The sequence below is a fragment of the Microbacterium sp. AG238 genome, from assembly GCF_003610405.1.
GTDB lineage: Bacteria > Actinomycetota > Actinomycetes > Actinomycetales > Microbacteriaceae > Microbacterium.
Map to the genome: position 1 here is coordinate 677,434 of NZ_RAQC01000002.1, position 22,813 is coordinate 700,246.

A 22,813-nucleotide genomic window follows, 5' to 3' on the forward strand; every position below is an offset into this window, starting at 1 on the left:
GGTACCCCCTCGAGTCCGTCGACCTGCTTCGAGGCTAGGGCACCGGGCTCTGCCACGCCGGGCCGATCATGCGATCTCGGCGGAGGCGGACTACCCTGAAGCGTGTCCACTTCTGCTGAACAGTCTGTATCCGAGTCCGTCGACGAGCCGCCCGTCATCACCTTCCGCGACCTCGGGCTGGGGGAGCAGGTGCTCAAGGCGCTCTCTGATGTGGGCTACGAGACACCGTCGGCGATCCAGGCCGCGACCATCCCGACGCTCCTCGAGGGACGCGACGTCGTGGGGCTCGCTCAGACCGGAACCGGCAAGACCGCGGCCTTCGCGCTGCCGATCCTCGACCGGCTCGACCTGACGCAGAAGACCCCGCAAGCCCTGGTGCTGGCACCCACGCGCGAGCTCGCCCTGCAGGTCTGCGAGGCGTTCGAGAAGTACGCGTCGCGCACGAAGGGCGTTCACGTGCTGCCCGTCTACGGCGGTCAGGGCTACGGCGTGCAGCTTTCGGCGCTGCGCCGCGGAGTCCACGTGATCGTCGGAACCCCCGGCCGCATCATGGACCACCTCGACAAAGGCACGCTCGACCTCTCGGAGCTGAAGTATCTCGTGCTCGACGAGGCCGACGAGATGCTGAAGATGGGCTTCGCCGAGGATGTCGAGACGATCCTCGCCGACACCCCCGACACCAAGCAGGTCGCGCTGTTCTCGGCGACGATGCCGGCAGCGATCCGCCGGATGTCGAAGCAGTACCTCAACGATCCCGAAGAGATCACCGTCGCCTCGAAGACGACGACCTCCTCGACGATCAGCCAGCGCTACCTGATCGTGTCGTACCAGCAGAAGATCGACGCGCTCACCCGCATCCTCGAGGTCGAGAACTTCGAGGCGATGATCGTCTTCGCCCGCACCAAGAGCGCGACCGAGGAGGTCGCCGAGAAGCTGCGCGCCCGCGGCTACTCGGCAGCCGCCATCAACGGCGACGTCGCCCAGGTGCAGCGCGAGCGCACCGTCAACCAGCTGAAGTCGGGCAAGCTCGACATCCTGGTCGCCACGGATGTCGCGGCCCGAGGCCTCGACGTCGAGCGCATCTCGCACGTGGTGAACTTCGACATCTCGACCGACACCGAGTCGTACGTCCACCGCATCGGCCGCACCGGGCGTGCGGGCCGCACCGGAGACGCGATCAGCTTCGTGACCCCGCGCGAGCGCGGGCTCGTGGGCGCGATCGAGCGTGCGACCCGCCAGCCGCTGACGCAGATGCAGCTGCCGAGCGTCGACGAGGTCAACGTCACCCGCCTCTCGCGCTTCGACGACCGCATCACCGCGGCGCTGGAGGAGACGGAACGGCTCGAGCGCTTCCGCGACATCGTCGCCCACTACGTCCGTCACCATGACGTCCCCGAGGTCGACGTCGCCGCCGCGCTCGCCCTCGTCGCTCAGGGCGAGACCCCGTTGCTGCTCGAGCCCGACCCCGAGCCGCGTGCCCGAGCTCCGCGAGAGGACCGCGCCTCGCGCTCGTTCGACCGCGACGATCGTGACGGTCGCCCCGAGCGCCGTCCGCGCGCGAGCAACCCCAACATGACCACCTATCGCATCGCGGTGGGGAAGCGGCACCGTGTCGAGCCCCGCCAGATCGTCGGCGCGCTCGCGAACGAGGGCGGCCTCAGCCGCGGCGACTTCGGCGCCATTCAGATCCGCCCCGACTTCTCGCTCGTCGAGCTGCCGTCCGACATGCCGCAGTCGACGCTCGATCGGCTCGCCGACACCCGCATCTCGGGCAAGGCGATCGAGATCCGCGTCGACACGGGCGGCCCGAGCCGCAGCCCGCGCGGTCGATTCGATCGCGATGACCGCCCGCGTGACCGCGACCGCGACGACCGTCCCGCGCGCAAGCCCCGCCACCGCTCGGATACCGGCGACTGACATCGCGGCGTCGCCCCGGGAGCTGAGCGCGTCTCGCACGCATCCGCTCTCGGGGCAAGCCCGGTTCGCGGCATCCGCTTCGCGTGCACAGTGGAGGTGTCCCGCAGGCGCGGGGCGTCACACGAGCCGATCGGAGAAGTGACATGAGCGCGGACCATCACGGACGAGACGACGAGCACCAGCACGAGGGCGACGACGCGGCATCCGCCGGTTCGGAGTCTCCCGAAGAGGGCGCCGAGGCCGAAGAGGCCGCGGAGGAGGCCCGAACCGATCGGTGACGGCCACGTCGCCGTGACCGCCATCGGCGGTGCTCTGTTCCCGGGATACTGGGGAGCATGAGCACCGCCGACGTCGTCGTTCCCGCGTTCCCCGTTCCTCTCGTCCCGTCCGAGGCCTGGCCATGGGAGGTGCGCGAGGACGGCCTCGCCGTCACCGCGAAGCCGCACAGCGACCTGTTCGTCGACCCCAGCGGAGCCGGCAGCACGGCGGCCGAGTCGATGATGAACGCCGTGAGCCTGACCGCGGTTCCGCCCGCAGGAGACTTCACGCTTCAGGCACGCGTCGGCGTCGACTTCGGGGCGACGTTCGACGCGGGGGTGCTGCTGATCTGGATCGACGAGCGCCGGTGGGCGAAACTCTGCTTCGAGGCCGCGCCCGCGGGCACGCCCATGGTGGTCTCCGTCGTCACCCGCGACGTCTCCGACGACGCCAACGCGTTCGACGTCGACGGCGACGCGGTGTGGCTGCGCCTCGCGCGCGTCGGACGCGTGTTCGCCTTCCACGCGTCGACCGACGGGGAGACGTGGTCGATGGTGCGAGCCTTCGCGCTGCCCCATGCAGGCGGCGACGAGGTCCGTGTCGGCTTCGAAGCGCAGAGCCCCACGGGCGATGGCTGTGACGTGCGGTTCTCCGACATCGTGTTCACCGAGCGCACGCTGGCCGATCTGCGCGACGGGTCCTGAGAGCCGCCGCGCGAATAGCGGCTGCGGCGGACGAGCGCAACGGGGTACGGCATCCGTGCCGCGCGGATCGATCCTGCGACGATGAGCGCGACCACTTCGCACCCCCACCTCGCCGGCCGGACGATCGTCGTGGTCGGCGCGTCCAGCGGGATCGGTCGCGCCGTCGCGCTGCGGGCGGCCGCGGCCGGGGCGAGCATCGTCGTCTTCTCGCGCCGCGCGGACGCGCTGGATGACCTCGCCCGACGCATCCGGGAGCGCGGCGGTCGGGCGCACGTCGTGCCCGGCGATGTCGGCAGCACCGATGATCTCGAGCGCCTCGCCGGCGAGGCGGAGCAGATGTTCGGGCCGATCGATGTCTGGGTCGGCAATGCCGGGGTCGCCACGATCGGGCCGTTCTGGGAGGCACCCCTCGACGAGCACCTCCGCATCGTCGACACCAACCTCGCCGGGGTGATGCGCGGGATGCATGTCGCACTCCGCCGGTTCGTCGCGCGAGGAAGCGGCGTCATCGTCAATACCGCGTCGGTCGAGAGCGTTGTCCCGCTGGCGTCCCAGGCGTCGTATGCCGCGACGAAGGCCGGCGTTCTCTCGCTCACCCGCGCAGTGCGCCAGGAGTTGCGGCTCGCGGGGGTCGACGGCGTCGCGGTGACGGCGGTGCTGCCCTGGGCCGTCCGCACACCGTTCTGGCGCCATGCGGGCAACCACGCCGGCCGAGCGCTGCGACTGCCGCTGATGGATGAGCCCGAGGTCGTCGCAGACGCGATCCTGCGGGCCGCGGTCGTTCCGCGCGAGCGGGTCGCGGTCGGCTGGAAGGCGCGGGCGGCCCTCGCGGGGTACCGCATCGCACCGGGCCTGACGACGCGATCGGCCGCCGACCTCGTCCAGGCCTGCCTGCGACATGGTGCCGAGGCGGCACCGAGCTCGGGCGCGGTCCACCGGAGTCTCGACGATCCCGCGACCGCTGCCGAGACGCCGCGGTCGCCTCGATCGCCCTAGCCGCGCCCGAATGCGCGGCGTGCGCCACGGATGACGATCCATCCCGCGAGCACCCACGGACCCGCGACGAGGATGGGGTCGAGCCACGTGTGGCGCTGGTCGATGCGTCCGCGCCCGAACCGCGACCGGATCGGATGTCGCCGCGCTTCGCTCAGGACGCCGGTCTCGGTGATCGGGTTGTCGGGCCGCGTCGTCGCGAACGAACGCACGTGAGCGCCGATGGCCTCGACCCGGTCGCCCGCCACGAGCAGTAGCCAGTGCGCGGCACGCCCCTCGCTGAAGCGCGCGTACGCCAGCCGGCGGATGCGTCCCGACAGGCCGTGGAGCGGCTGCGCCGTGCCGTACACGGGCGTGAGGAAGGCGTGCTCGATCGAGCGCTCCCGGCCGGGGTCCGCCGCCTGCCGTGGCGGCATCCCGCGGTCGGCGGCAGCCGGGTCGATCCTCTCGACGGTGCCCGACGGGCGATCCGCGGGGTCGAGGTCGACGCCCCAGCCCGGAATGCGCGCGCGCAGCGCCGCGCGGTCGGGTGCCGGTCGGGGCACGCTCGCGGTGTACGGGGTCGGGATCTCAGCGGAGTTCGTGCTCATGGGTCAGCCTTCCGAGGGGACGACGACGGTCTTCACGCAGTCATCGAGCTTGGACGAGAACATGTGGTATCCCTCGGCGATGTGTTCGAGAGGGATGCGGTGCGTGATCATGTCGCTCGGTGAGATGTAGCCCGCGCGGATGTGCTCGAACAGCCGCGGCCACTGCCGTTTGACCGGTGCCTGGTTCATGCGCAGCGTCAGTCCCTTGTTGAGGGCGTCGCCGAACTTCACCGCGCTGAACAGCGGACCGTACGCGCCGATCACCGACACCGATCCGCCTTTGCGTGTTCCGTCGATCGCCCAGTTCAGAGCGACAGGCGAGCCGCCCTGGAGCTTGAGCTTGGCCGAGGTGACGTGCTGGGTGACGTTGCCGTCCGCCTCCGCGCCGACGGCATCGATGACGACATCGGCACCGAGGTAGTCGGTCATGCGCTTCATCTCCACGACGACGTCGCGGTGCTCCGAGATGTTCACCGTCTCGGCATGGGTGAAATCGCGAGCTTTCGCCAGACGGTAGTCGAGGTGATCGAACGAGATCACCCGTCCCGCCCCCATGAGCCAGGCCGATTGCGCCGCGGCGAGGCCCACGGGCCCGGCTCCGAGCACCATGACGGTGTCGCCTTCGACGATGCTGCCCAGCTGGGCTCCGAAGTAGCCCGTCGCGTAGGCGTCGGTGAGCATGAGAGCATCCTCGTCCGACATCCAGTCGGGGATGACGGTCGGACCCACGTCGGCGAAGGGGACGCGCACGAGCTCGGCTTGACCGCCGTCGTAGCCGCCCGCCGTGTGCGAGTATCCGTAGATGCCGCCGACGGCGGTCGCGTTCGCGTTGACGTTGTGGCAATTCGAGAACAGCCCGCGTGCGCAGAAGTAGCACGAGCCGCAGAAGATGTTGAAGGGCACCATCACGCGGTCGCCGACGGCGAGGTTCGTCACAGCAGCACCGAGCTGCTCGACGACGCCGATGAACTCGTGGCCGAACGTGTGGCCGATCCGGGTGTCGGGCATCATGCCGTGGTAAAGGTGCAGATCCGAGCCGCAGATGGCGGCGAGCGTCACCCGCACGATCGCGTCGTGGGGGTGTTCGATCCGCGGATCGGGTTTGTCTTCGACGCGCACCTTGTATGGTCCGCGATAGGTCATCGCCTTCATCGATCGCCTTTCTCCAGGTGTTCGTGCTGTCCTCGTGCCGTGTGTTCGTGCCGTCGTGCCGCGCGCCGATGCAAGGGATCGTCGCCGACACCCCGGCCGGAACGGCATCCGGTCGGGGTGTCGGGCGAGATCCCTTGCATCCGGGCACGGCCGGGTCGCCCGGGGTCGTCAGAGCTTGTCGCGGATGACGCCCTCGGCCTTGTCGATGATGTTCGGCTTCGCGTCGGTGCCGTAGAAGCGGGGATCCGGCTGCGTGGGCGGCGGCATCGGAACCGAGGTGTCGGGCCCGTCGAGGTAGGTGAACTCACCCTTGCCGTCGGGGGTCGGGCCCGACGCCCACGAACCCTCGGCGGCCGCGGCGCCGTCCGAGAAGTTGATGTACTTGTACGCGTGCTCGCGCGCCTCGTTCGAGAGCGGGAAGTTCGACGGCACGGGGATGTCCTCCACTCCCTCTTCGCGCAGCTCCTGGGCCGCCCGGATCCACTGGTTCTGGTGCATCGTGTCGCGCGCAAGGAGGAACGAGAGCATGTCCCGGACACCCTTGTCATCGGTCATGTGGTAGATCCGCGCGACCTGCAGCCGCCCCTGCATCTCGGCGTTCGCGTTGGCCGTGAAGTCGGCGAGCAGGTTGCCGCTCGCCGTCACGTAGGAGCCCTGCCACGGGTTGCCGTTCGAGTCGACGGGGCGCACACCCGCACCGGCGACGATCGCGGCCTGCACGTCCATGCCGCCGATCACGGCCCCGAGCACGGGGTCGGATTTCGCTGCGGCCTCGGACTGCTCGGCCGGAGCCTTCTCGAGCAGCTGCGCGATCATGATCGCGAGCATCTCGACGTGACCGAACTCCTCGGCGCCGATGCCGTAGAGCAGATCGCGGTACTTGCCGGGAATGTGTGCGTTCCACGCCTGGAACCCGTACTGCATCGCGACGGTGATCTCGCCGTACTGGCCGCCGAGCACTTCCTGCATGCGCCGCGCGAAGATCGCGTCGGGCTTCTCCGGGCGCGCCTCGAACTGCAGTTCCTGTCGATGAAAGAACATCTCGCCTCCTGGGGATCGGCCGAGCGCGGACTGCGCCGGCGCGGCGAACGTAGGTCCGCGCCAGACGGGATGCCACGGGCCTTGACTCGTCTCGAGTCGGGTGCGACCATCGCGCCCACGTGGCGGGTGGCTGCCGACCGGCCTGTCAACCCCCGAGCGCTCGCCGGTGGGGATCCGCATCATCGATCGCGACCGAAGGAGGAGCGATGTCCGTACTCCGACCGCGTGTGTCCGAGGTCGCGGAGGGCGTGTTCCAGCTCGCGCGCGGCGGGGTCAACGCCTACCTCATCGCCTCGCACGATGGCCTCGTCCTCGTCGACGCCGGACTCCCGCGCACTTGGCCGCTGCTCGAACAGGCGCTCGCTGCCGTCGGCGCGCGTATCGCCGACATCGACACCGTGCTGTTGACCCATGGACACTTCGACCACGTCGGGATGTGCGAGCGGCTGCGCGAGGAGCACCATCTCGTGGCGAACGTGCATCCGGGCGACGAGGAGCTGACGCGGCATCCGTATCGCTACGCGCACGAGTCCGCGCGGTGGCCCTACCCCGTGCGCTACCCCGGAGCTCTGCCGGTCCTCGACCGCATGATCGCGGGAGGCGCGCTGGAGGTCTCGGGTGTTCCCGCCAACCCGACCATCGTCGCGGGCCATTCGATTCCCCTGGCGGGCGGCATCCTCCCGATCGCGACGCCCGGTCACACCGACGGACATTGCGCGTTCCTCCTCGAGGCCCGCGGCATCCTGCTGACCGGCGACGCCCTCGTCACCCTCGATCCGTACACGGGGCGGACCGGCCCGTGCGTCGTCGCCCGCGCCGCGACCGCCCACAGCAGCGAGGCCCTTCGCTCGCTGGATCTGCTCGCCGACACGGCGGCCCGACTCGTGCTGCCCGGCCACGGCCCGGTCTGGGATGACGGCGGGGTCGCCGCCGCCGTGGCGACCGCCCGCTCCCGCGGCGTCGACTGAGATGACGGATGAGGCCACCGCGTGTCAAGCCCCGTGAATCCGAGGCGCAGTCGGGGTCGGGTAGACGCAACGTTCGACGACAGAGAGGGATGACCATGGAACCCCAGCAGCAGAACGTCCCGGGGACCGACCAGCAGATGGTGCCGAAGCCCGACTATGGCGAAGAGACCTACCGCGGGTCGGGAAAGCTCACCGGCAAGCGCGCTCTGATCACCGGCGGCGACAGCGGCATCGGCAAGGCGGTGGCGCTCGCCTACGCCCGTGAGGGGGCGGATGTCGCCATCAGCTACCTCGACGAGCACGAGGATGCCGAAGAGGCCAAGCGCTTCGTCGAGCAGGCGGGCCGACGCGCCGTGCTCATCCCGGGTGACATCTCCGACCCCGCGCACTGCCGCGAGGTCGTCCGCCGCACCGTCGAGGAGCTCGGCGGGATCGACATCCTCGTCAGCAACGCCGCTTTCCAGATGAACCGCGAGACCGTCGAGGAGATCCCCGACGACGAGTGGGACTTCACCTGGGCGACGAACGTCGATGCATACTTCCACCTCGTCAAGGCGGCGCTGCCGCACATGGGGCCGGGGTCGGCGATCATCGGCTCGAGCTCGGTGCAGTCCGACCAGCCTTCGCCCAACCTGCTGCCGTACGCGGCGACGAAGGCGGCCATCGCGAGCATCACGGCCTCGCTCGCGCAGATGCTGGGCGAGCGAGGCATCCGGGCCAACAGCGTCGCACCCGGTCCGATCTGGACCCCGCTGATCCCGGCGACCCTGCCCGCCGATGCGGTCGAGACCTTCGGCGAGCAGACGCCGCTCGGGCGGGCCGGTCAGCCCGCGGAGTTGGCATCGGCATACGTGTTGCTCGCATCGGATGAAGCGTCGTACATCTCCGGTGCCCGCCTTGCGGTCACGGGAGGCAAGCCCATCCTCTGACCCCGGCTCTCGGTACCGACGGCGACGCCGTTCGTTCACGCAACGCTCGTCCGTGGTTCATTCATCACGGGCGGGCGTTGCCGCACGATGGATCGCACCCGCCGCGTCGATCCCGAAGGTCATCCATGAGCGTTCCGCTTCGCGTCCTCACCCTCACCGAGGGATTCTTCGCGGGCGGGGCGCGCATCCTGCACAGCGAGGTCGTCGGCGGTCTCCACGCTCGGGGTGAGCAGCACCACAGCATCCTGGCGATCGCGTCGCGGGCACGGCGCGACTCCACCGTGCAGCACATGGCCGCCGATCCCCGTTATCGCGCGTTACGCGCCGCCGGCGTCGCCATCACGTCGCTGGGCAAGACCGCGGGCGCGGCCCCGCACGCACCGCACGCGTTCTCGTCACGGCAGCTTCGCGCGGCCTCACGCGCGATCGCCGCGGCCGACGTGGTCCTCACGCTCAAGGAGCAGCCGCTCGGACTGCTGCTCGCGCTCGACGATGCGATGATGCTGCCCGCCCGCCCCGTCGTGACGTGCCTGCACCGCTCCGATCCCGAGCACTCCGGCGACGCGGTGGCGTGGCTCGCCGATGGCGTCCGTCGCCGCATCGTCACCGCCGCGGTGTCGTGCGCCCGGTCGACGGATGCCGCTTACGCGCCCGTCCTCGGCGATTCCCGGCGCCACGTCGTCGACAACGGCATCGACCTGTCGCGGTTCCGGCCGTCGATCACCCGCGGAGACGACCCGCTGCGCCGCGAGCTCGGCATTCCCGATGACGCGGTCGTGATCGCCTACGCGGCTCGGTTCGACGCGATGAAGGACCCCGAGCTGTTCCTGCGGTCGGTGGCCGCACACCGCCGGGCGGTGCCGGATGCGCACTATGTCATGTGCGGCGCGGGCATGACGCGCGACAACCCTCGGCTGCTCGAGATGCTCGCCACGGTGGGCGACGACCACGTGCACGCCCTCGGCATCCGCGACGACATGCCCGCGATCTACCGCGCCGCCGACGTCGTCGCGCTCACGAGCGCTTTCGGTGAGGCGGCTCCGTTGTGCCTGCTCGAGGGCGCCGCAAGCGGTGCCGTTCCCGTGACGACGGATGTGGGTGACGCGGCCCGCCTCGTCGCGGGGATCGGCATCGTCACCCCGCGTGACCCCGACGCGGTCGCCGCGGCGTGGCGTCGCGCCGTCGACGAGCGCCGCGTGTTCACCGGGGCCGCGCTCGCGGCCCGCGGCCGGTTGGGTCGCGATCGGATGATCGCCGAGTACGCCGCGGTCATCGCCGAGCACCGCGGACGCCTGCGCATCGCGGCCTGATCCTGCGCGTCGCGGCCCGGTCCCGACGAAGTCAGCGGGTCTCGGAGGGCCGCCCGGGTCAGGGGAGCAGGCCGAGGCGCCGAGCGCGCGCGACGGCGGCGTGACGCGTCGATGAATCGAGCTTGGCCATCGCGGCTTGGAGGTACGACTTCACGGTGCCCTCCTTCAGACTCAGTGCGGCTCCGATCTCGGCGTTCGTCGAGCCGAGGGCGCAGCATGCCAGGACGTCCAGCTCGCGCGGTGAGAGCTGCACGTCGGCATCCTTCGCCGCGTTCGCCCCATCACCGGCGACCGTCGTCAGGCGGCGTTCGACCGCGGCCAGACGCGCCCGCAGATCGGCGTCGTCGACGGTCGCGGCGATGCTTCGCAGTTCGGCGAAGCTCTCGCGCAGGTCTTCGCGGGCGGCGGCCGACAGGCCCGCCGCGGCCTCGGGCGCCGGCGCGAGGGCGAGCCGCCGCTGCACCTCGTCGCGGATGCGCAGCTCGGTGCTGATCGCATCGGCTGCCCGGAAGGCGGGCCGCGCGACGAGGTCGCCGACGGGCGCCTGCGACCACGAGCCGCAGTACAGCACTCCGCGCGCTCGCCCGTCGGTCACGATCGGCACGGCGAAGAGCGTCGAGATGCCTTCGCCGAGGATCGCCCGGTCGTAGTCGTGGGTGATGGTGCGTGCCGTGCGGTAGTCGAGGGCGAGGCGCGGGCGCTTCTCGACCATCGCGGCGCCGCCGAGTCCGCGGCCGATTCTCACCACGAGGTCGTCGATCGAATGCGATCGGGCCCCGGCGATGGCGGTGACGTGCACCGAGCCCTGACTCTCGAGGCCGCCGAAGACGACGGGGAAACGTGTGCTGCGCGCGAGGTCGTCCACCGCTCGGGAGACCAGGTGAGCGTCGTTCTCGGGTGCCGCCAGTGCTGTCACGCACTACCTACTTCCGGGGGTGACGGCCTCGTTGCCGCCTTTCGTAGCGTCGACCCTACCACCGCGGTCGCTCGACGACGACGGCCGCCGGAGAGCTGCTCACCATGAGGCAAGGAGGCCACATGAACGCATCGCCCACCCACTCGCCGCCGCCCGGCGCAGTGGATTACGTCGCCGTCGAACACTCGGCGCCGTTCCAGGAACTCAAGCGCAAACACCGCAGCTTCGTGTGGCCGCTGACCGTCGTCTTCCTCGTCTGGTACTTCGTGTACGTGCTGCTGTCGTCGTTCGCGACCGACTTCATGGCGCAGCGCGTCTGGGGTGACATCACGGTGGGTCTGCTGTTCGGGCTCGGTCAGTTCGTGACGACCTTCGCGATCACCATGGGCTACGTCTGGTACGCCAACCACAAGCTCGACCCGATCTCGGCCTCGATCCGCCGCGACCTCGAGCGACAGGAGGCGGGTTCGTGAACGGATTCTGGGAAGCGGTGAACGGCCTCGGAGCGGCCGTCGTCGCGGCGGGGGAGACCGTCGATAACAACCCGGTGCTGAACATCTCGATCTTCGGCGCCTTCGTCGCCGTGACGCTGTTCATCGTCATCCGGGCCAGCCGGAACAACAAGACGGCGGCTGACTACTACGCCGCCGGCCGCTCGTTCACCGGGCCGCAGAACGGCTTCGCGATCGCGGGTGACTACCTGTCGGCGGCATCCTTCCTGGGCATCTGCGGCGCCATCGCGATCAACGGCTACGACGGCTTCCTCTACTCGATCGGATTCCTCGTGGCCTGGCTGGTCGCGCTGCTGCTCGTCGCCGAGCTCATGCGCAACACCGGCAAGTTCACGATGGCCGACGTGCTGTCGTTCCGGCTGAAGCAGACGCCGGTGCGCATGGCCGCCGCCATCACGACGCTCGCGGTGTGCTTCTTCTATCTGCTCGCGCAGATGGCCGGAGCCGGCGGCCTCGTCTCGCTGCTGCTGGGCATCACCGAGCAGGTCGGGCAGTCGATCGTGGTCGCCGTCGTCGGCGTGCTGATGATCGTCTACGTGCTGATCGGCGGCATGAAGGGCACGACCTGGGTGCAGATCGTCAAGGCGTTCCTCCTCATCGGCGGGGCGCTCGTCATGACGATCTGGGTGCTGGCGATCAACGGATTCAACCTCAACACCCTTCTCGAGAGCGCCGTCGCCGCGTCGCCGAAGGGCGAGGCCATCCTCGGACCCGGTCTGCAGTACGGCGCGAACCCGTGGGACTTCATCTCGCTCGCGGTGGCGCTCGTGCTGGGAACGGCCGGGCTGCCGCACGTGCTGATGCGCTTCTACACGGTGCCCACCGCGAAGGAAGCCCGTCGCTCGGTGGTGTGGGCGATCTGGCTCATCGGCCTGTTCTACATCCTGACCCTCGTGCTGGGGTACGGTGCAGGCGCACTCGTCGGCCCCGAGCGCATCGCCGCGGCACCCGGCGGTGTCAACTCCGCGGCCCCGTTGCTGGCCCTCGAGTTGGGCGGACCGCTGCTGCTGGGCTTCATCTCGGCGGTGGCGTTCGCGACGATCCTCGCGGTCGTCGCGGGACTCACCATCACGGCTGCGGCCTCGTTCGCGCACGACATCTACGCGAACGTGGTGAAGAAGGGGAACGTGCCGCCCGACGGTGAAGTGAAGGTCGCCCGTCGCACGGTGATCGTGATCGGCATCCTCGCGATCGTCGGCGGCATCGGGGTGCAGGGGCAGAACGTCGCCTTCCTGGTCGCGCTGGCATTCGCCGTCGCGGCCTCGGCGAACCTGCCGACGATCATCTACTCGCTCTTCTGGCGCAAGTTCACCACACGCGGCGCGGTGTGGAGCATGTACGGCGGCCTGGCGGCAGCCATCATCCTCATCGTCCTGTCGCCGGTGTTCTGGGGTACCGAGACCAGCGTGTTCAAGAACGTCGGCACGGCGATCTGGCCGCTGAACAACCCCGGCATCGTGTCGATCCCGCTCGGCTTCTTCCTCGGCTGGCTCGGCTCGGTCACCGAGCGTCGGCAGGAGGACCCGGTCAAGGCCGCAGAGATGGACGTGCGCTCGCTCACCGGCCACGGCGCCGAGAAGGCGGTCGATCACTAGACCGCCGGCGAGCACCGATCGAAACGACGGCCCCGGGTGCGCTTCGCCCGGGGCCGTCGCCGTTCCGGCGCGGCCTACACGCGGCCGGAGCCTGCACCGCTCTCGAGGTCGAGCAGAAACCGCTTGCGTTCGGGGTGACCGCCGTACTCGCCGATCGACCCGTCGCTCCGGACGATGCGGTGGGCCGGCACGATCACCGAGATCGGGGTTCGCGCGCACGCCGACCCGACCGCGCGGTGCGCGCGCGGCGAACCGGCGGCGATCGCGATCTCGCCGTATGTCGCGACCTCGCCGTACCGAACCTCGCAGACGGCACGCAGCGCCTCGCCGGCGAAGCCGGAGGGGGCGAGGAGCCAGTCGATGGGGGTCTCGAATCGGCGCAGTCGCCCCGCGAAGTAGGCGTCGAGCTCGACGGTGGCATCGGCGGCCGCGCCGGGATCGTGCTCCGGCGGCGCGCCGAGAGCGAGGGTCAGATCGGCGAGGACGACGTCGGCGGGGCGGTCGAGGATGTCGAGGCTGGCCAGTCCGCTCTCGGTCATCACAAGAAGGGCGTCGCCGATCGGCGTGGGGTGCACCGCGAAGGCTGCGTCGGTCATGGCTCCATCATCTCGGGAGGTCACGTACCCGGCGTGCGCGGCGACCGGGCGGGGGACAGAGCCGCCGTTGCAGGCGCGGGGGAGGAACCGCCGATCGTCCGGCGTGTCGGCAATAGCGCGAAACTCGGTGGCGCCTGAGTGTCGGATGCCACGGCGCCGCTTAGGGTGTGTGCTGTGTGGCGAGGAGATCGAGGAGCCGTCCGTCCGGACGCAGCCGACGAGGTTCGGGTCGAATCGGTGACCCCGGCGCAGCTCGACGTCGCCGAGGAGAACGTCGCGGTCGCCCACGTGGCCGACCCGGAGCGCGAGCGAATCCGCGTGCAGGCTGCCCGGCTGGGCGGCCGGTCGACGCTGCTGCACTACATCGCTTCCGACGATGTCGGCATCGACATCACCAAGGCCCACCCCGGCAGCCTGCCGCAGTTCATCACGGGACGATCGACGCTGCTGTCGAACCTCTTCCGCGACGAGGTCGCGCTGCGAACCGCGCGGCTCGCCGCCGGGCGCATCACCGCGAAGGACGTCGAGCTCCGCACCACCCGCGGCCTCGACACCGTCCACCTCGGCGTCGGCTTCGCCTCCTGGCGTGCGGGGGGCCTCACCTACAACGCGCCCGTCCTCCTGCGGCCCCTCGCGATCCGCCGCCATCACGGCGACTTCGACCTCAAGCTCCACGGCTCCTTCGCGGTCAATCCCGAGCTCGTCGAGATCGCTCGCTCGCATTTCGGCATCGACCTCGACCGGCGAGGGCTCGCCGCGCTGGCTTACGACGGCGGCGTCTTCAAGCCGCAGCCGGTCATCGACCACCTGCGTGCTCTGACCGCCCACGTCGACACGTTCACGGTGCAGCCGCGCCTGATCGTGTCGACCTTCGCCGACGTCGCCGCCCGCGCGGAGCGCGACGCCGCAGACCTCGACGTGCCGGTGCTCAACGCGCTCGCGGGGCACGAGGACGACCGCGCGCTCGTCGCGACGCGGTATCCGGTGCCCGACGCGGTCGCCTCCGACGACCGGCCGCCGGCATCCGACCGGCTCCTGCTCGACGCCGACGCAGAGCAGGAGGGTGTCCTCGACCGGATCGTCGCCGGCCAGTCGCTCGTGGTCCACACGCTGCCGGGTACCGGTGGAACGCAGACGATCATCAACGCCGTCGGTGAGCTGGTCCGCCGAGGCAAGCGCGTCCTCGTCGTCAGCGCCCGCCGCTCGACCCTCGAAGGGGTGCGCCATCGCCTCGCCGGCATCGGGTTGCCGGGCCTCGCGGTCTCGCCGCGCGGCGTCCACCGCGACCTCATCCGCGCCATCGCGCGGAACGAGAAGGCACAGCACCCGAAGATGGGCGAGATCGACGACGCGCTGGTGCGCCTGCGGACGGTGCTTCGCGACTATCGCGTCTCGCTGACGCAACGGCATCCGATGCTCGGCGTCTCGCCGCTCGAGGTGCTGCAGAAACTGACGACGATCGCGGCCGAGACGCCGCAGCCGTCGGCCGCCACGCGCTTCGACGCCGCGACCCTGCAGCGCCTCTCGACGCGTCGCGCCGAGGCGGCGGCATCGCTCGCGACCGCGGCGCGGCTGGGGGAGTTCCGGTTCGGTCCCGACGACTCGCCGTGGTACGGCGTCGCGTTCGAGACGACCGAGCAGGCGCGCGCGGCCCACGCTCTGGCGGGTCGCCTGCACCGCAGCGAGATCCCCGAGATCCTCGAGCGCGGCTACGAGCTCATCGGGCAGACGCGGATGCGGCCGTTCACGACGCTCGCCGAGCTCGGCGCCTACATCCGTCTGCTCCAGGGCATCCGCGCCTCGCTCGACCGCTTCAGCCTGACCGTCTTCGAGCGTCCGCTGGGCGACCTCATCGAGGCGCATTCGACCCGCCGCGACACCCCCGAGATGAACGGCGCCACGCGGCGCCGACTGCGTCGCCTGTCGAAGGAGTACGTGCGTCCCGGCATGCACGTGACCGACATGCACGACGCCCTCGTGCGGGTGCAGAAGCAGCGCGAGCAGTGGCAGCGTCTGGCCGAGGTGGGCGTCGTGCCCGAGATCCCCGCGGGCCTCGATGCCGTCGCGACCTCGTGGCAGCGCGTCGACGCCGACCTCGGCGAGCTCTCGCGGGTGCTCGGCCCCGGGCACGACCTGCTCGCGACGCCGATCCCCGATCTCGTGCGGATCCTCGCCGGCTTGGCTGCCGACTCCGACGTGTTCGACAACCTTGTCGAGCGCGCGACTCTCCGCGGCGAGCTGGCGGCCCTCGGCCTCGAGGGGCTGCTGACCGAGCTCTCGGTGCGTCACGTGCCCGAAGACCGAGTCGCGTCGGAGTTCGAGTTCGCCTGGTGGCAGTCCGCCCTCGAGGCGATGCTCCGCAGCGACCGTGCGCTGCTCGGCGCGAACACCAGCGTCGTCGACCGGCTCGAACGCGACTTCCGCCTCGTCGACGAGGCCCACGCCGCCTCGGCCGGCCAGCAGCTGGCCGCCGAGCTCGCGACCCGATGGAAGATCGCGATCGTCGACGAGGCCGATGAGACCGCCGCGCTCAAGGCAGCGCTGCGCGAGGGCACCGCCTCGGCGGCCGAGTTGCTCGCCGTCGCGCCGAAACTGCTCCGAACGCTCGCGCCGGTGTGGATCGCCTCGCCGTACGAGGTGGCGGCGTTGCCCGCCCGGCCCGCGTTCGATGTCGTGATCCTCGCGGATGCCGGCGCCCTGAGCGTCGCCGAGTCTGCTGCCGCTCTCCGCCGCGGGCGCCAGGTCGTCGCGTTCGGCGACCCCGTGACGCAGCGACCGACACCGTTCGAGATCGCCGCCGACCGCGACCCGTCCGACGAGCCGATCGTCGACCCCGAGGAGCCGAGCGTCTTCGAACGCCTCGCCGAGATCGTCCCGGTCGAGACTCTGACCCGCAGCTACCGCGCGGGCGGCGAGGATCTCGCCGAGCTCGTCAACGAAGCCTTCTACGGCGGCGAGATCGTCTCGTTCCCATGGGCCGGCTCGTACCTCGGTCGCGGCAGTCTGAGCGTCGACTACGTCGAAGGCGGCGTCGGTGCACCCGACCCGGATTCCGGTGCCGTCGAGAGCCCCGACGCCGAGGTGGCCCGTGTCGTGACTCTCGTCGTCGAGCATGCCGTCAACCGGCCCAACGAATCGCTCATGGTCGTCACCGCCTCGACGAAGCATGCGCTGCGCATCCGCGCCGCCGTCGAGGCGGCTTTCGCCGGACGATCGGATGTCGCGGAGTTCGTCGGTCGTGAGACGGCCGAGCCGTTCGCCGTCCTCGGGCTCGAGGAGTCGGTGGCCGAGAGCCGCGACCGCGTGGTGTTCTCACTCGGGTACGGCCTCACTCGCCACGGCCGCGTCCTGAGCGACTTCGGTGTGCTCTCGGGGCCGGACGGCGAACGCCTGCTGACCGTCGGCATGACGCGTGCCCGCCGCTCGATGGTGATCGTGTCGTCGATCCGGCCCTCGGCCTTCGACGACGGCCGCCTCGAGAACGGCGCTGCCACACTCATGTCGATCCTCGGCGGTATCGCGGCCCGCGCGAGGGAAGCACGCCTCGAAGACCTCGCCGATCCGCTGACCCTCGCTCTCGCGCAGAACCTCCGCCGTCTCGGCGTGGCGGTCGACGTCGCGTACCGAGGGCTGTTGCCGCTGGTTGCCCAGCGCGACGGCAAGGCGGTCGTGGTCGAGGGTGATCCCGAGACGATCGGCCAGTCGCTCCGGGAGTCGCTGCGGTTGCGGCCGCAGATCCTGCGCCGGCTGGGATGGCATTACATCCGCGTGCACTCGTTCGACCTGTACAGCGACCCCGCCGGAGTGGCCGCGCGCGTTGCGGCGATCCTGGGCGTCGAGCCCGAGGCACCCACGGCCGATGCGAGCACCGAGCCGCTCGATGTCATCGAGTGACCGGCAGCGGGTCGAGCGGGTCGGTCGTCGTCGAGCACGACTGACCGCGGCCCCGGGGACGACTGCCGAGCCGACGTCGGCCGATGAGACGACGGATGCCCCGGCCGGCTCCGAGGGCGCGGCCGGGGCATCCGGTCCGAACGATGTGCGGATGCGGAACGAGGTTCCGCCGCACTATTGAATCGGTCAGGCAGGCGGGGCCGCCGGGGGAGTGCTCTGCGAGCGGCGGAGGGGCGCGTCGGCAGCCGGTGCAGCGGCAGCGGGCGCAGCCGAGGCGGCGTTGCTCTGCTCCAGCAGGTCGCGGATCTGGATGAGCAGTTCCTGCTCGGTCGGGAGCTTCGCGGTCTCCTCGACGACGCCGGCCTTCGCTGCCTGCCGCTCTTTCCACTTGTTCATCGGCACGACGAACACGAAGTACACGACGATCGCCACCGCGAAGAAGCTGATGATCGCGGTGAGGAGCGTGCCGACGGGGAAGATGACGGTGCCGTGCAGACCCTCGACGGGGAAGCCGGCATTCCCGTTCTCGTCTGCCTGCCACACGAGCGCGACGAGGGGGTTGATGATGCTGGCGACGATCGCGTTGACGACGGCGGTGAACGCACCGCCGATGACCACGGCGACAGCCAGGTCGATGACGTTGCCGCGCATGATGAAATCGCGGAAGCCCTTGATCATGGCTCTCCTCTTTCTCCGGACGCGCCGGGTGTCAGGAACCCGCCGCGGCGGGAGAGGACTTCGCCTCGGACTTCGATGATGCCGAAGTCGACGAGTCACCGCTACCGGTTGACGTGCTCGAGCCCGAGCCGGATCCTGAGCCGCTCGCGCGGGAGTCGGTGCGGTAGAAGCCGCCTCCGTTGAAGGTCACGCCGATCGTTCCGTACTGCTTGCGGAGCTCGCCCGAGCACTCGGGGCAGACCGTCAGTGCGGGGTCGGCGAAGGACTGGACCGCGTCGAAGCGGTGCCCGCACGACTTGCAGGCATAGGCGTAGGTGGGCATGGTTCCTCGGTGTTCAGCGTGCCTCGGGTGCGAGGACGACGGTTCGGGTGGGAGTGACGACGCCGGTGACCGGCTGATCGTGAAGATCGCGCGGCACCTCGTCGACGAGTTCGGAGTCGAAGAGCACGGCGTACACCGGCGGGCGGTTCTCCATCGAACCGAGGGTCTTGTCGAAGTAGCCGCGGCCCCAGCCGAGCCGCATGCCCGCGGCGTCGACGGCCGCGGCGGGGATGACGAGCAGGTCGACGTCTCCGACGGCGATGGGGCTAAGGACCTCGCCGATGGGCTCCGGTACGCCGAGGAGCCCGTCTGCGACGGCCGCGCCCGGCTCGGCGACGACCCAGTCGAGCAAGCCGTCGTTGCGACTGACCGGTAGCAGCACCCGGACGCCGGCAGCGACGGCTTCGTCGATGAAGGCCCGCGTCCCCGGTTCGGTCGGCGACGAGAGGTAGCACGAGATCGAGCGGGCGCCGGTCTTGGCGACGAGGTCGCGCAGCTGTTCGCGGATGCCGTCGGCGGCACTCTCGCGTGCGGCATCCGACATCCCGTACCGGCGTTCACGGAGGTCCGCCCGCAGCGCGCGCTTGGCGTTGTCGATCGCGTCGGACATGCCCCGATTGTAAAGGGTGTGCGCGTTACGGCTCGTCGGCCGTACGCGATAGATATGGTTGACCCATGTCTCAGCAGCGCATCAAGGCGGTCATCCCCGCCGCAGGCCTCGGCACCCGTTTCCTTCCCGCCACGAAGGCGATGCCCAAGGAGATGCTGCCTGTCGTCGACAAGCCGGCCATCCAGTACGTCGTCGAAGAGGCGACGCAGGCCGGCATCGATGATGTCCTGATCATCATCGGACGCAACAAGAACAACCTCTCGAACCACTTCGACTCTGTTCCCGAGCTCGAGCACAACCTCACCCGCAAGGGCGACGAGGTGAAGCTGCGCAAGGTGCAGGAGTCGTCCGACCTCGCCGACATCCACTTCGTCCGCCAGGGTGAGCCGAAGGGCCTCGGACACGCGGTGCTGCGTTCGCGCGCGCACGTCGGCGACTCGACATTCGCCGTCATGCTCGGCGACGACCTCATCGACGAGCGCGACCCCCTGCTGCCCAAGATGCTCGCCGAACAGGAGCGCTCGGGACTGACGGTCATCGCGCTCATGGAGGTCGACCCCGACCAGATCCACCTCTACGGCGCCGCAGCCGTCGAGCCGACCGACGATTCGGATGTCGTGAAGGTCACCGGACTCGTCGAGAAGCCGAAGAAGGAGGACGCACCCTCCAACTACGCGATCATCGGCCGCTACGTCCTCAAGCCCAATGTGTACGAGATCCTCGAGCGCACGGAGCCGGGCAAGGGCGGCGAGATCCAGTTGACCGACGCGCTGCAGGAGCTTGCGACGACCGAGGGCGTGCTGGGCGTCGTCTTCCGCGGACGGCGCTACGACACGGGCGACCGTCTCGACTACATCAAGGCGATCGTCCAGCTCGCCTCCGACCGCGACGACCTCGGCCCCGAGCTGCGGCCGTGGCTGAAGGACTTCGTCGGAACCCTCTGACACGAGAACGGGAACGCGCGTGGATGCCAGCGCACCCCGCCACCACGGACCGGTGGCTATTCGGCTGATCAGGCCGCGCGATGCCCGCACGTTGCAATCGGAGCTTCTGGCGAACCGGTCGTGGCTGCAACGGTGGGAGGCGACGAGTCCGGACGGGCCGGTGTCGTTCGACATGCGGCTCGGCATCCGGCGTCTGCTCCAGCAGTACCGCGACGGGGCCGGCGTGCCCTTCGTCATGGAGCACGAGGGGCAGATCGCGGGCCAGCTGAACGTCTGGGGCATCGCGCGCGGCTCGTTGTCGTCGGCGACGATCGGCTACTGGGTGAGCGAGCGGTTCGCGGGTAAGGGCATCACTCCGACCGCCGTCGCCCTGGCGACGGACCTGTGCTTCGAGGAGCTGCGGCTGCACCGGATGGAGATCTGCATCCGACCCGAGAACCGAGCGAGCCTGCGGGTGGTCGAGAAGCTCGGATTCCGCTACGAGGGACTGCGACGTCGCTACATCCACATCGACGGCGACTGGCGCGATCACTTCTCGTTCGCGCTCGTCGCGGACGAGGTGCCGCGAGGCGTTCTCGGGCGCTGGCTCGAGGGTGCCGTTCCCCCCGATGCGGCGGCCATCCCGCTCTCCGACCGCCGCGCAGCGGGGCTCGAACCTTAAAGTTGAACAAGAACTTCAGACACGCCTGTGTCTGGAGTGTCAGCGGGCGGGATGCCACGTACGGTTGTCCCCATGGGTGGGCAGGTTCTCGGCGGCGGCGTGATCGTCTTCGTCGCGGTCGCGTTGTGGATGGTCTATCTGCTGCCGTCCTGGCACAGTCGCTACCGCTATGACGCCGCCGAACGCAACGCCGTGCGCCTCAACCAGGCCCTGCGTGTGCTCGCCGAAACCGCGGAGACGCCCGGCGAAGTTCGGGTCGAGCTCTCGACGCGCACCGCACTGGCTCAGCAGAAGCTCGCGCGTCAGGTGCAGCACGAGAAGGAACAGCTGCGGCTCGAGAGCGAGCGCCGTCAGCTCATCGAGGCGCGTCGCGAGGTTCGCGCCGCGCGCACCGCGCGCATCGCTTCGGCCGAACACCGTGCACGCATCCGTCGTCGTGTCCGCCTGGCAATGACGATCGTCGCCCTCGTCGCTGTCGGGGCGACCGGCGCCGGCGGGTGGCTTCTGGCGACGTCCGGTTCCGTGGTCGTGCTGATCGCGGGTTTCACAACACTGCTGGCCGCATCCGTCGTGCTCAGCCGCATGGCCGCGGTGGCCCGTCGTGCCGCCCGCTCGGCGGTCTCTGCTCCTGCCGCGGTCGCACGTGTCGAGACCGCAGCCGCGGTCGTTCCCGAGTTCGAGTTCGCCGATGCGCGCGCCACCTGGACCCCGCGTGAGCTGCCGCGCCCGCTCACCGCTTCTGCCGGTTCGCGAGCCGCCGCCGTGCTCGATGAGGTCGATGCGCGCGAGGCGCTGCGTCAGGCCGCCGTCGGTGAGGCGATCCAGCGCGAGGCCGCGCGTCGCGCGCCGGCATCCCTTGCCGCCAGCCGAGCCGCGAAGGCACCCACACCTGCCTTCGTGCCTACTGGACAGGTCGACGACGCGCAGATCGAGGATCACGTCCGCCGGCTCCTCGCTCAGCGCGCAGCCGGCTGACACCGGCCTCAGCGCCGGAACAGTACGCGGCCGTTGCCGATGACGAGTTCGCGGTCGGGCGTGCGAACGAGGGCGTCCATCGGGTTCTCGGCATCGACGAGCACGATGTCAGCGCGTGAGCCCGCCTCCAGTCGGCCCGCCGGCAGTCCGGCGAACGGCGCGGAGCCGCCCGTCGCGATGTCGACCACACGGCGCAGGTCGTCGTCGCGGACGAGGCTCGAGGCGCGGGCGTACTGCCAGGCGATGCCGAGCAGATCACCGGTGCCGTAGGGGCTCCACAGGTCGCGGATGCCGTCGGTACCGAAGCCGAAGCGCACGCCCGCAGCATCCAGTTCATGAAGCGGCAGCTGGGGAAGGCGAAGGGGTGCCACCGTCGTCATCGTGATGTCGAGCGCGGACATCGCTTGGAGAAGGTCGCGGCGTTGCGTCGCGCCGACCTGCGCGAGCGCAAACCCGTGCGCGAGATTGACCCGGCCCGCGAGGCCGAACCGCTCGGTGCGCTCGATGATCAGCTCGATCTGGAAGGCGCCGAGCTCGGCGGGGTCGTGCAGATGCAGGTCGATCCCGACGCCGCGTTCGGCCGCGATGCGGAAGAGTGCGTCGAGCTGGCCGACCGGGTCGCGATCGATCGTCGCGGGGTCGAGTCCGCCGATGAACTCCGCACCCGCTGCGGCCGCTTCATCGAGCAGATCGATGACGCCCGGGCGACGTAGGACGCCGTCCTGCGGGAAGGCCACGATCTGAACCTGGAGGGCTCCGTCGTACGCGGCGACCGCTTCGCGCACCGCGTCGATGCCGCGTTGGGCGACGCCCAGGTCGACATCGACATGCGTGCGGATGGCGGTGGTGCCGTGACGGACGAACTGTTCCAGCACATGCGCCGTTGTCGACACGCTCGGGATGCCGAGTTCGTCACGACGCGCGCGCTCGTGCCGGATGCGGCCGTCGGTGCCGCCCTCGCCGCCGTACGACTGCCAGGGCAAGCCCCACCACGACTTGTCGACGTGAGCGTGGGCGTTGACGAGACCGGGCAGCGCGAGCATCCCGCGTCCGTCGATCTCGAGGCCGGTGTGGCCCGCGCCTGCCGACGGCGCCTGCGGCGCTGCCGGCTCGACGGCGGTGATCACGCCATCGGCGATGCGGATGTCGACGGCGGTGGCGTCGGAGACACGGACGTTGCGAATGACGGATGCCGCGGGGTGGTGCATGCCTCCATTGTGCGCGCACGGGTGCACCCTGACAGCGTGA

General features: G+C 70.2%; 22 protein-coding genes. 13 read left to right on the forward strand and 9 right to left on the reverse strand.

Going from position 1 to position 22,813, the window contains the following annotated elements; all coding sequences use genetic code 11:
• Positions 1–102 precede the first annotated feature (102 nt).
• The 4 genes from DEU36_RS14940 (at position 103) to DEU36_RS14950 (ending at position 3,875) form a co-directional block, all read left to right on the forward strand.
• Complete coding sequence (locus DEU36_RS14940; RefSeq protein WP_120265099.1) at positions 103–1,917, forward strand: DEAD/DEAH box helicase; 1,815 nt, start codon at positions 103–105, stop codon at positions 1,915–1,917.
• Between the two features lie 143 nt (positions 1,918–2,060).
• Entirely contained in the window at positions 2,061–2,195 is a 135-nt protein-coding gene (locus DEU36_RS16365; RefSeq protein ID WP_259455397.1) for a hypothetical protein, read from the forward strand.
• A 57-nt stretch (positions 2,196–2,252) separates the two neighbouring features.
• Entirely contained in the window at positions 2,253–2,879 is a 627-nt protein-coding gene (locus DEU36_RS14945) for a DUF1349 domain-containing protein (RefSeq protein WP_120265100.1), read from the forward strand.
• Positions 2,880–2,960: 81 nt separating this feature from the next.
• On the forward strand, positions 2,961–3,875 hold the full coding sequence (locus DEU36_RS14950) for an SDR family oxidoreductase (protein ID WP_120265101.1): 915 nt from the start codon (positions 2,961–2,963) through the stop codon (positions 3,873–3,875).
• Here the strand turns inward: DEU36_RS14950 and DEU36_RS14955 are convergent.
• From DEU36_RS14955 to DEU36_RS14965, 3 genes are all read right to left on the reverse strand, one after another.
• Positions 3,872–4,462, reverse strand: a complete 591-nt coding sequence (locus DEU36_RS14955) for a hypothetical protein (RefSeq protein WP_259455398.1) — start codon at positions 4,460–4,462, stop codon at positions 3,872–3,874. The genes DEU36_RS14950 and DEU36_RS14955 overlap by 4 nt on opposite strands.
• Before the next feature lie 3 nt (positions 4,463–4,465).
• Complete coding sequence (locus DEU36_RS14960; protein WP_120265102.1) at positions 4,466–5,614, reverse strand: zinc-dependent alcohol dehydrogenase; 1,149 nt, start codon at positions 5,612–5,614, stop codon at positions 4,466–4,468.
• A 168-nt stretch (positions 5,615–5,782) separates the two neighbouring features.
• Entirely contained in the window at positions 5,783–6,655 is an 873-nt protein-coding gene (locus DEU36_RS14965) for a manganese catalase family protein (protein ID WP_023954662.1), read from the reverse strand.
• Between the two features lie 206 nt (positions 6,656–6,861).
• Between DEU36_RS14965 and DEU36_RS14970 the strand changes: the two genes are divergently transcribed.
• The 3 genes from DEU36_RS14970 to DEU36_RS14980 all read left to right on the forward strand — a co-directional run bounded on the left by DEU36_RS14970 (position 6,862) and on the right by DEU36_RS14980 (position 9,862).
• Positions 6,862–7,623 carry an MBL fold metallo-hydrolase gene (locus DEU36_RS14970; RefSeq protein WP_120265103.1) on the forward strand — a complete coding sequence of 254 codons (762 nt, stop codon included), beginning with the start codon at positions 6,862–6,864 and terminating at the stop codon, positions 7,621–7,623.
• Between the two features lie 89 nt (positions 7,624–7,712).
• Positions 7,713–8,552: an SDR family oxidoreductase gene (locus DEU36_RS14975; RefSeq protein ID WP_120265104.1), complete on the forward strand. Its 840-nt coding sequence runs from the start codon at positions 7,713–7,715 to the stop codon at positions 8,550–8,552.
• A 125-nt stretch (positions 8,553–8,677) separates the two neighbouring features.
• The gene (locus tag DEU36_RS14980) at positions 8,678–9,862 is read left to right on the forward strand and encodes a glycosyltransferase (protein WP_120265105.1); all 1,185 of its coding nucleotides are present in this window, start codon (positions 8,678–8,680) and stop codon (positions 9,860–9,862) included.
• Positions 9,863–9,920: 58 nt separating this feature from the next.
• Here DEU36_RS14980 and DEU36_RS14985 read toward each other — a convergent pair whose 3' ends face one another.
• Positions 9,921–10,778 (reverse strand): LuxR C-terminal-related transcriptional regulator, encoded by an 858-nt coding sequence (locus DEU36_RS14985; RefSeq protein ID WP_120265106.1) that lies wholly within the window; start codon positions 10,776–10,778, stop codon positions 9,921–9,923.
• Between the two features lie 122 nt (positions 10,779–10,900).
• On the opposite strand from DEU36_RS14985, the gene DEU36_RS14990 reads away from it, so the two are divergent.
• Positions 10,901–11,251 carry a DUF485 domain-containing protein gene (locus DEU36_RS14990; protein WP_120265107.1) on the forward strand — a complete coding sequence of 117 codons (351 nt, stop codon included), beginning with the start codon at positions 10,901–10,903 and terminating at the stop codon, positions 11,249–11,251.
• A 17-nt stretch (positions 11,252–11,268) separates the two neighbouring features.
• Complete coding sequence (locus DEU36_RS14995) at positions 11,269–12,885, forward strand: cation acetate symporter (RefSeq protein WP_120265193.1); 1,617 nt, start codon at positions 11,269–11,271, stop codon at positions 12,883–12,885.
• 74 nt (positions 12,886–12,959) lie between these two features.
• Here the strand turns inward: DEU36_RS14995 and DEU36_RS15000 are convergent, their stop codons facing one another.
• Positions 12,960–13,481, reverse strand: a complete 522-nt coding sequence (locus DEU36_RS15000) for a methylated-DNA--[protein]-cysteine S-methyltransferase (RefSeq protein ID WP_120265108.1) — start codon at positions 13,479–13,481, stop codon at positions 12,960–12,962.
• Between the two features lie 165 nt (positions 13,482–13,646).
• Here DEU36_RS15000 and DEU36_RS15005 point away from each other — a divergent pair, with 165 nt between their 5' ends.
• Entirely contained in the window at positions 13,647–17,375 is a 3,729-nt protein-coding gene (locus DEU36_RS15005) for an ATP-binding protein (protein ID WP_120265109.1), read from the forward strand.
• Between the two features lie 186 nt (positions 17,376–17,561).
• On the opposite strand, the gene mscL is transcribed toward DEU36_RS15005, so the two are convergent.
• Genes mscL through DEU36_RS15025 form a run of 3 tightly spaced genes read right to left on the reverse strand, consistent with a single transcriptional unit; the run spans position 17,562 to position 18,985 of the window.
• The gene (mscL, locus tag DEU36_RS15015; RefSeq protein ID WP_120265111.1) at positions 17,562–18,053 is read right to left on the reverse strand and encodes a large conductance mechanosensitive channel protein MscL; all 492 of its coding nucleotides are present in this window, start codon (positions 18,051–18,053) and stop codon (positions 17,562–17,564) included.
• A 31-nt stretch (positions 18,054–18,084) separates the two neighbouring features.
• A complete protein-coding gene (locus DEU36_RS15020; protein WP_120265112.1) occupies positions 18,085–18,375 on the reverse strand; it encodes an FmdB family zinc ribbon protein in 291 nt (96 codons plus the stop codon).
• Positions 18,376–18,388: 13 nt separating this feature from the next.
• A complete protein-coding gene (locus tag DEU36_RS15025; protein WP_120265113.1) occupies positions 18,389–18,985 on the reverse strand; it encodes a 5-formyltetrahydrofolate cyclo-ligase in 597 nt (198 codons plus the stop codon).
• A gap of 65 nt (positions 18,986–19,050) precedes the next feature.
• On the opposite strand from DEU36_RS15025, the gene galU reads away from it, so the two are divergent.
• The 3 genes from galU (at position 19,051) to DEU36_RS15040 (ending at position 21,565) form a co-directional block, all read left to right on the forward strand.
• On the forward strand, positions 19,051–19,929 hold the full coding sequence (galU, locus tag DEU36_RS15030) for a UTP--glucose-1-phosphate uridylyltransferase GalU (RefSeq protein ID WP_120265114.1): 879 nt from the start codon (positions 19,051–19,053) through the stop codon (positions 19,927–19,929).
• Positions 19,930–19,948: 19 nt separating this feature from the next.
• The gene (locus DEU36_RS15035) at positions 19,949–20,590 is read left to right on the forward strand and encodes a GNAT family N-acetyltransferase (protein WP_120265115.1); all 642 of its coding nucleotides are present in this window, start codon (positions 19,949–19,951) and stop codon (positions 20,588–20,590) included.
• Between the two features lie 72 nt (positions 20,591–20,662).
• Positions 20,663–21,565 carry a large exoprotein gene (locus tag DEU36_RS15040; RefSeq protein ID WP_120265116.1) on the forward strand — a complete coding sequence of 301 codons (903 nt, stop codon included), beginning with the start codon at positions 20,663–20,665 and terminating at the stop codon, positions 21,563–21,565.
• Positions 21,566–21,573: 8 nt separating this feature from the next.
• Here the strand turns inward: DEU36_RS15040 and DEU36_RS15045 are convergent, their stop codons facing one another.
• Positions 21,574–22,773 (reverse strand): amidohydrolase family protein, encoded by a 1,200-nt coding sequence (locus tag DEU36_RS15045; protein ID WP_120265117.1) that lies wholly within the window; start codon positions 22,771–22,773, stop codon positions 21,574–21,576.
• Between the last annotated feature and the right edge of the window lie 40 nt (positions 22,774–22,813).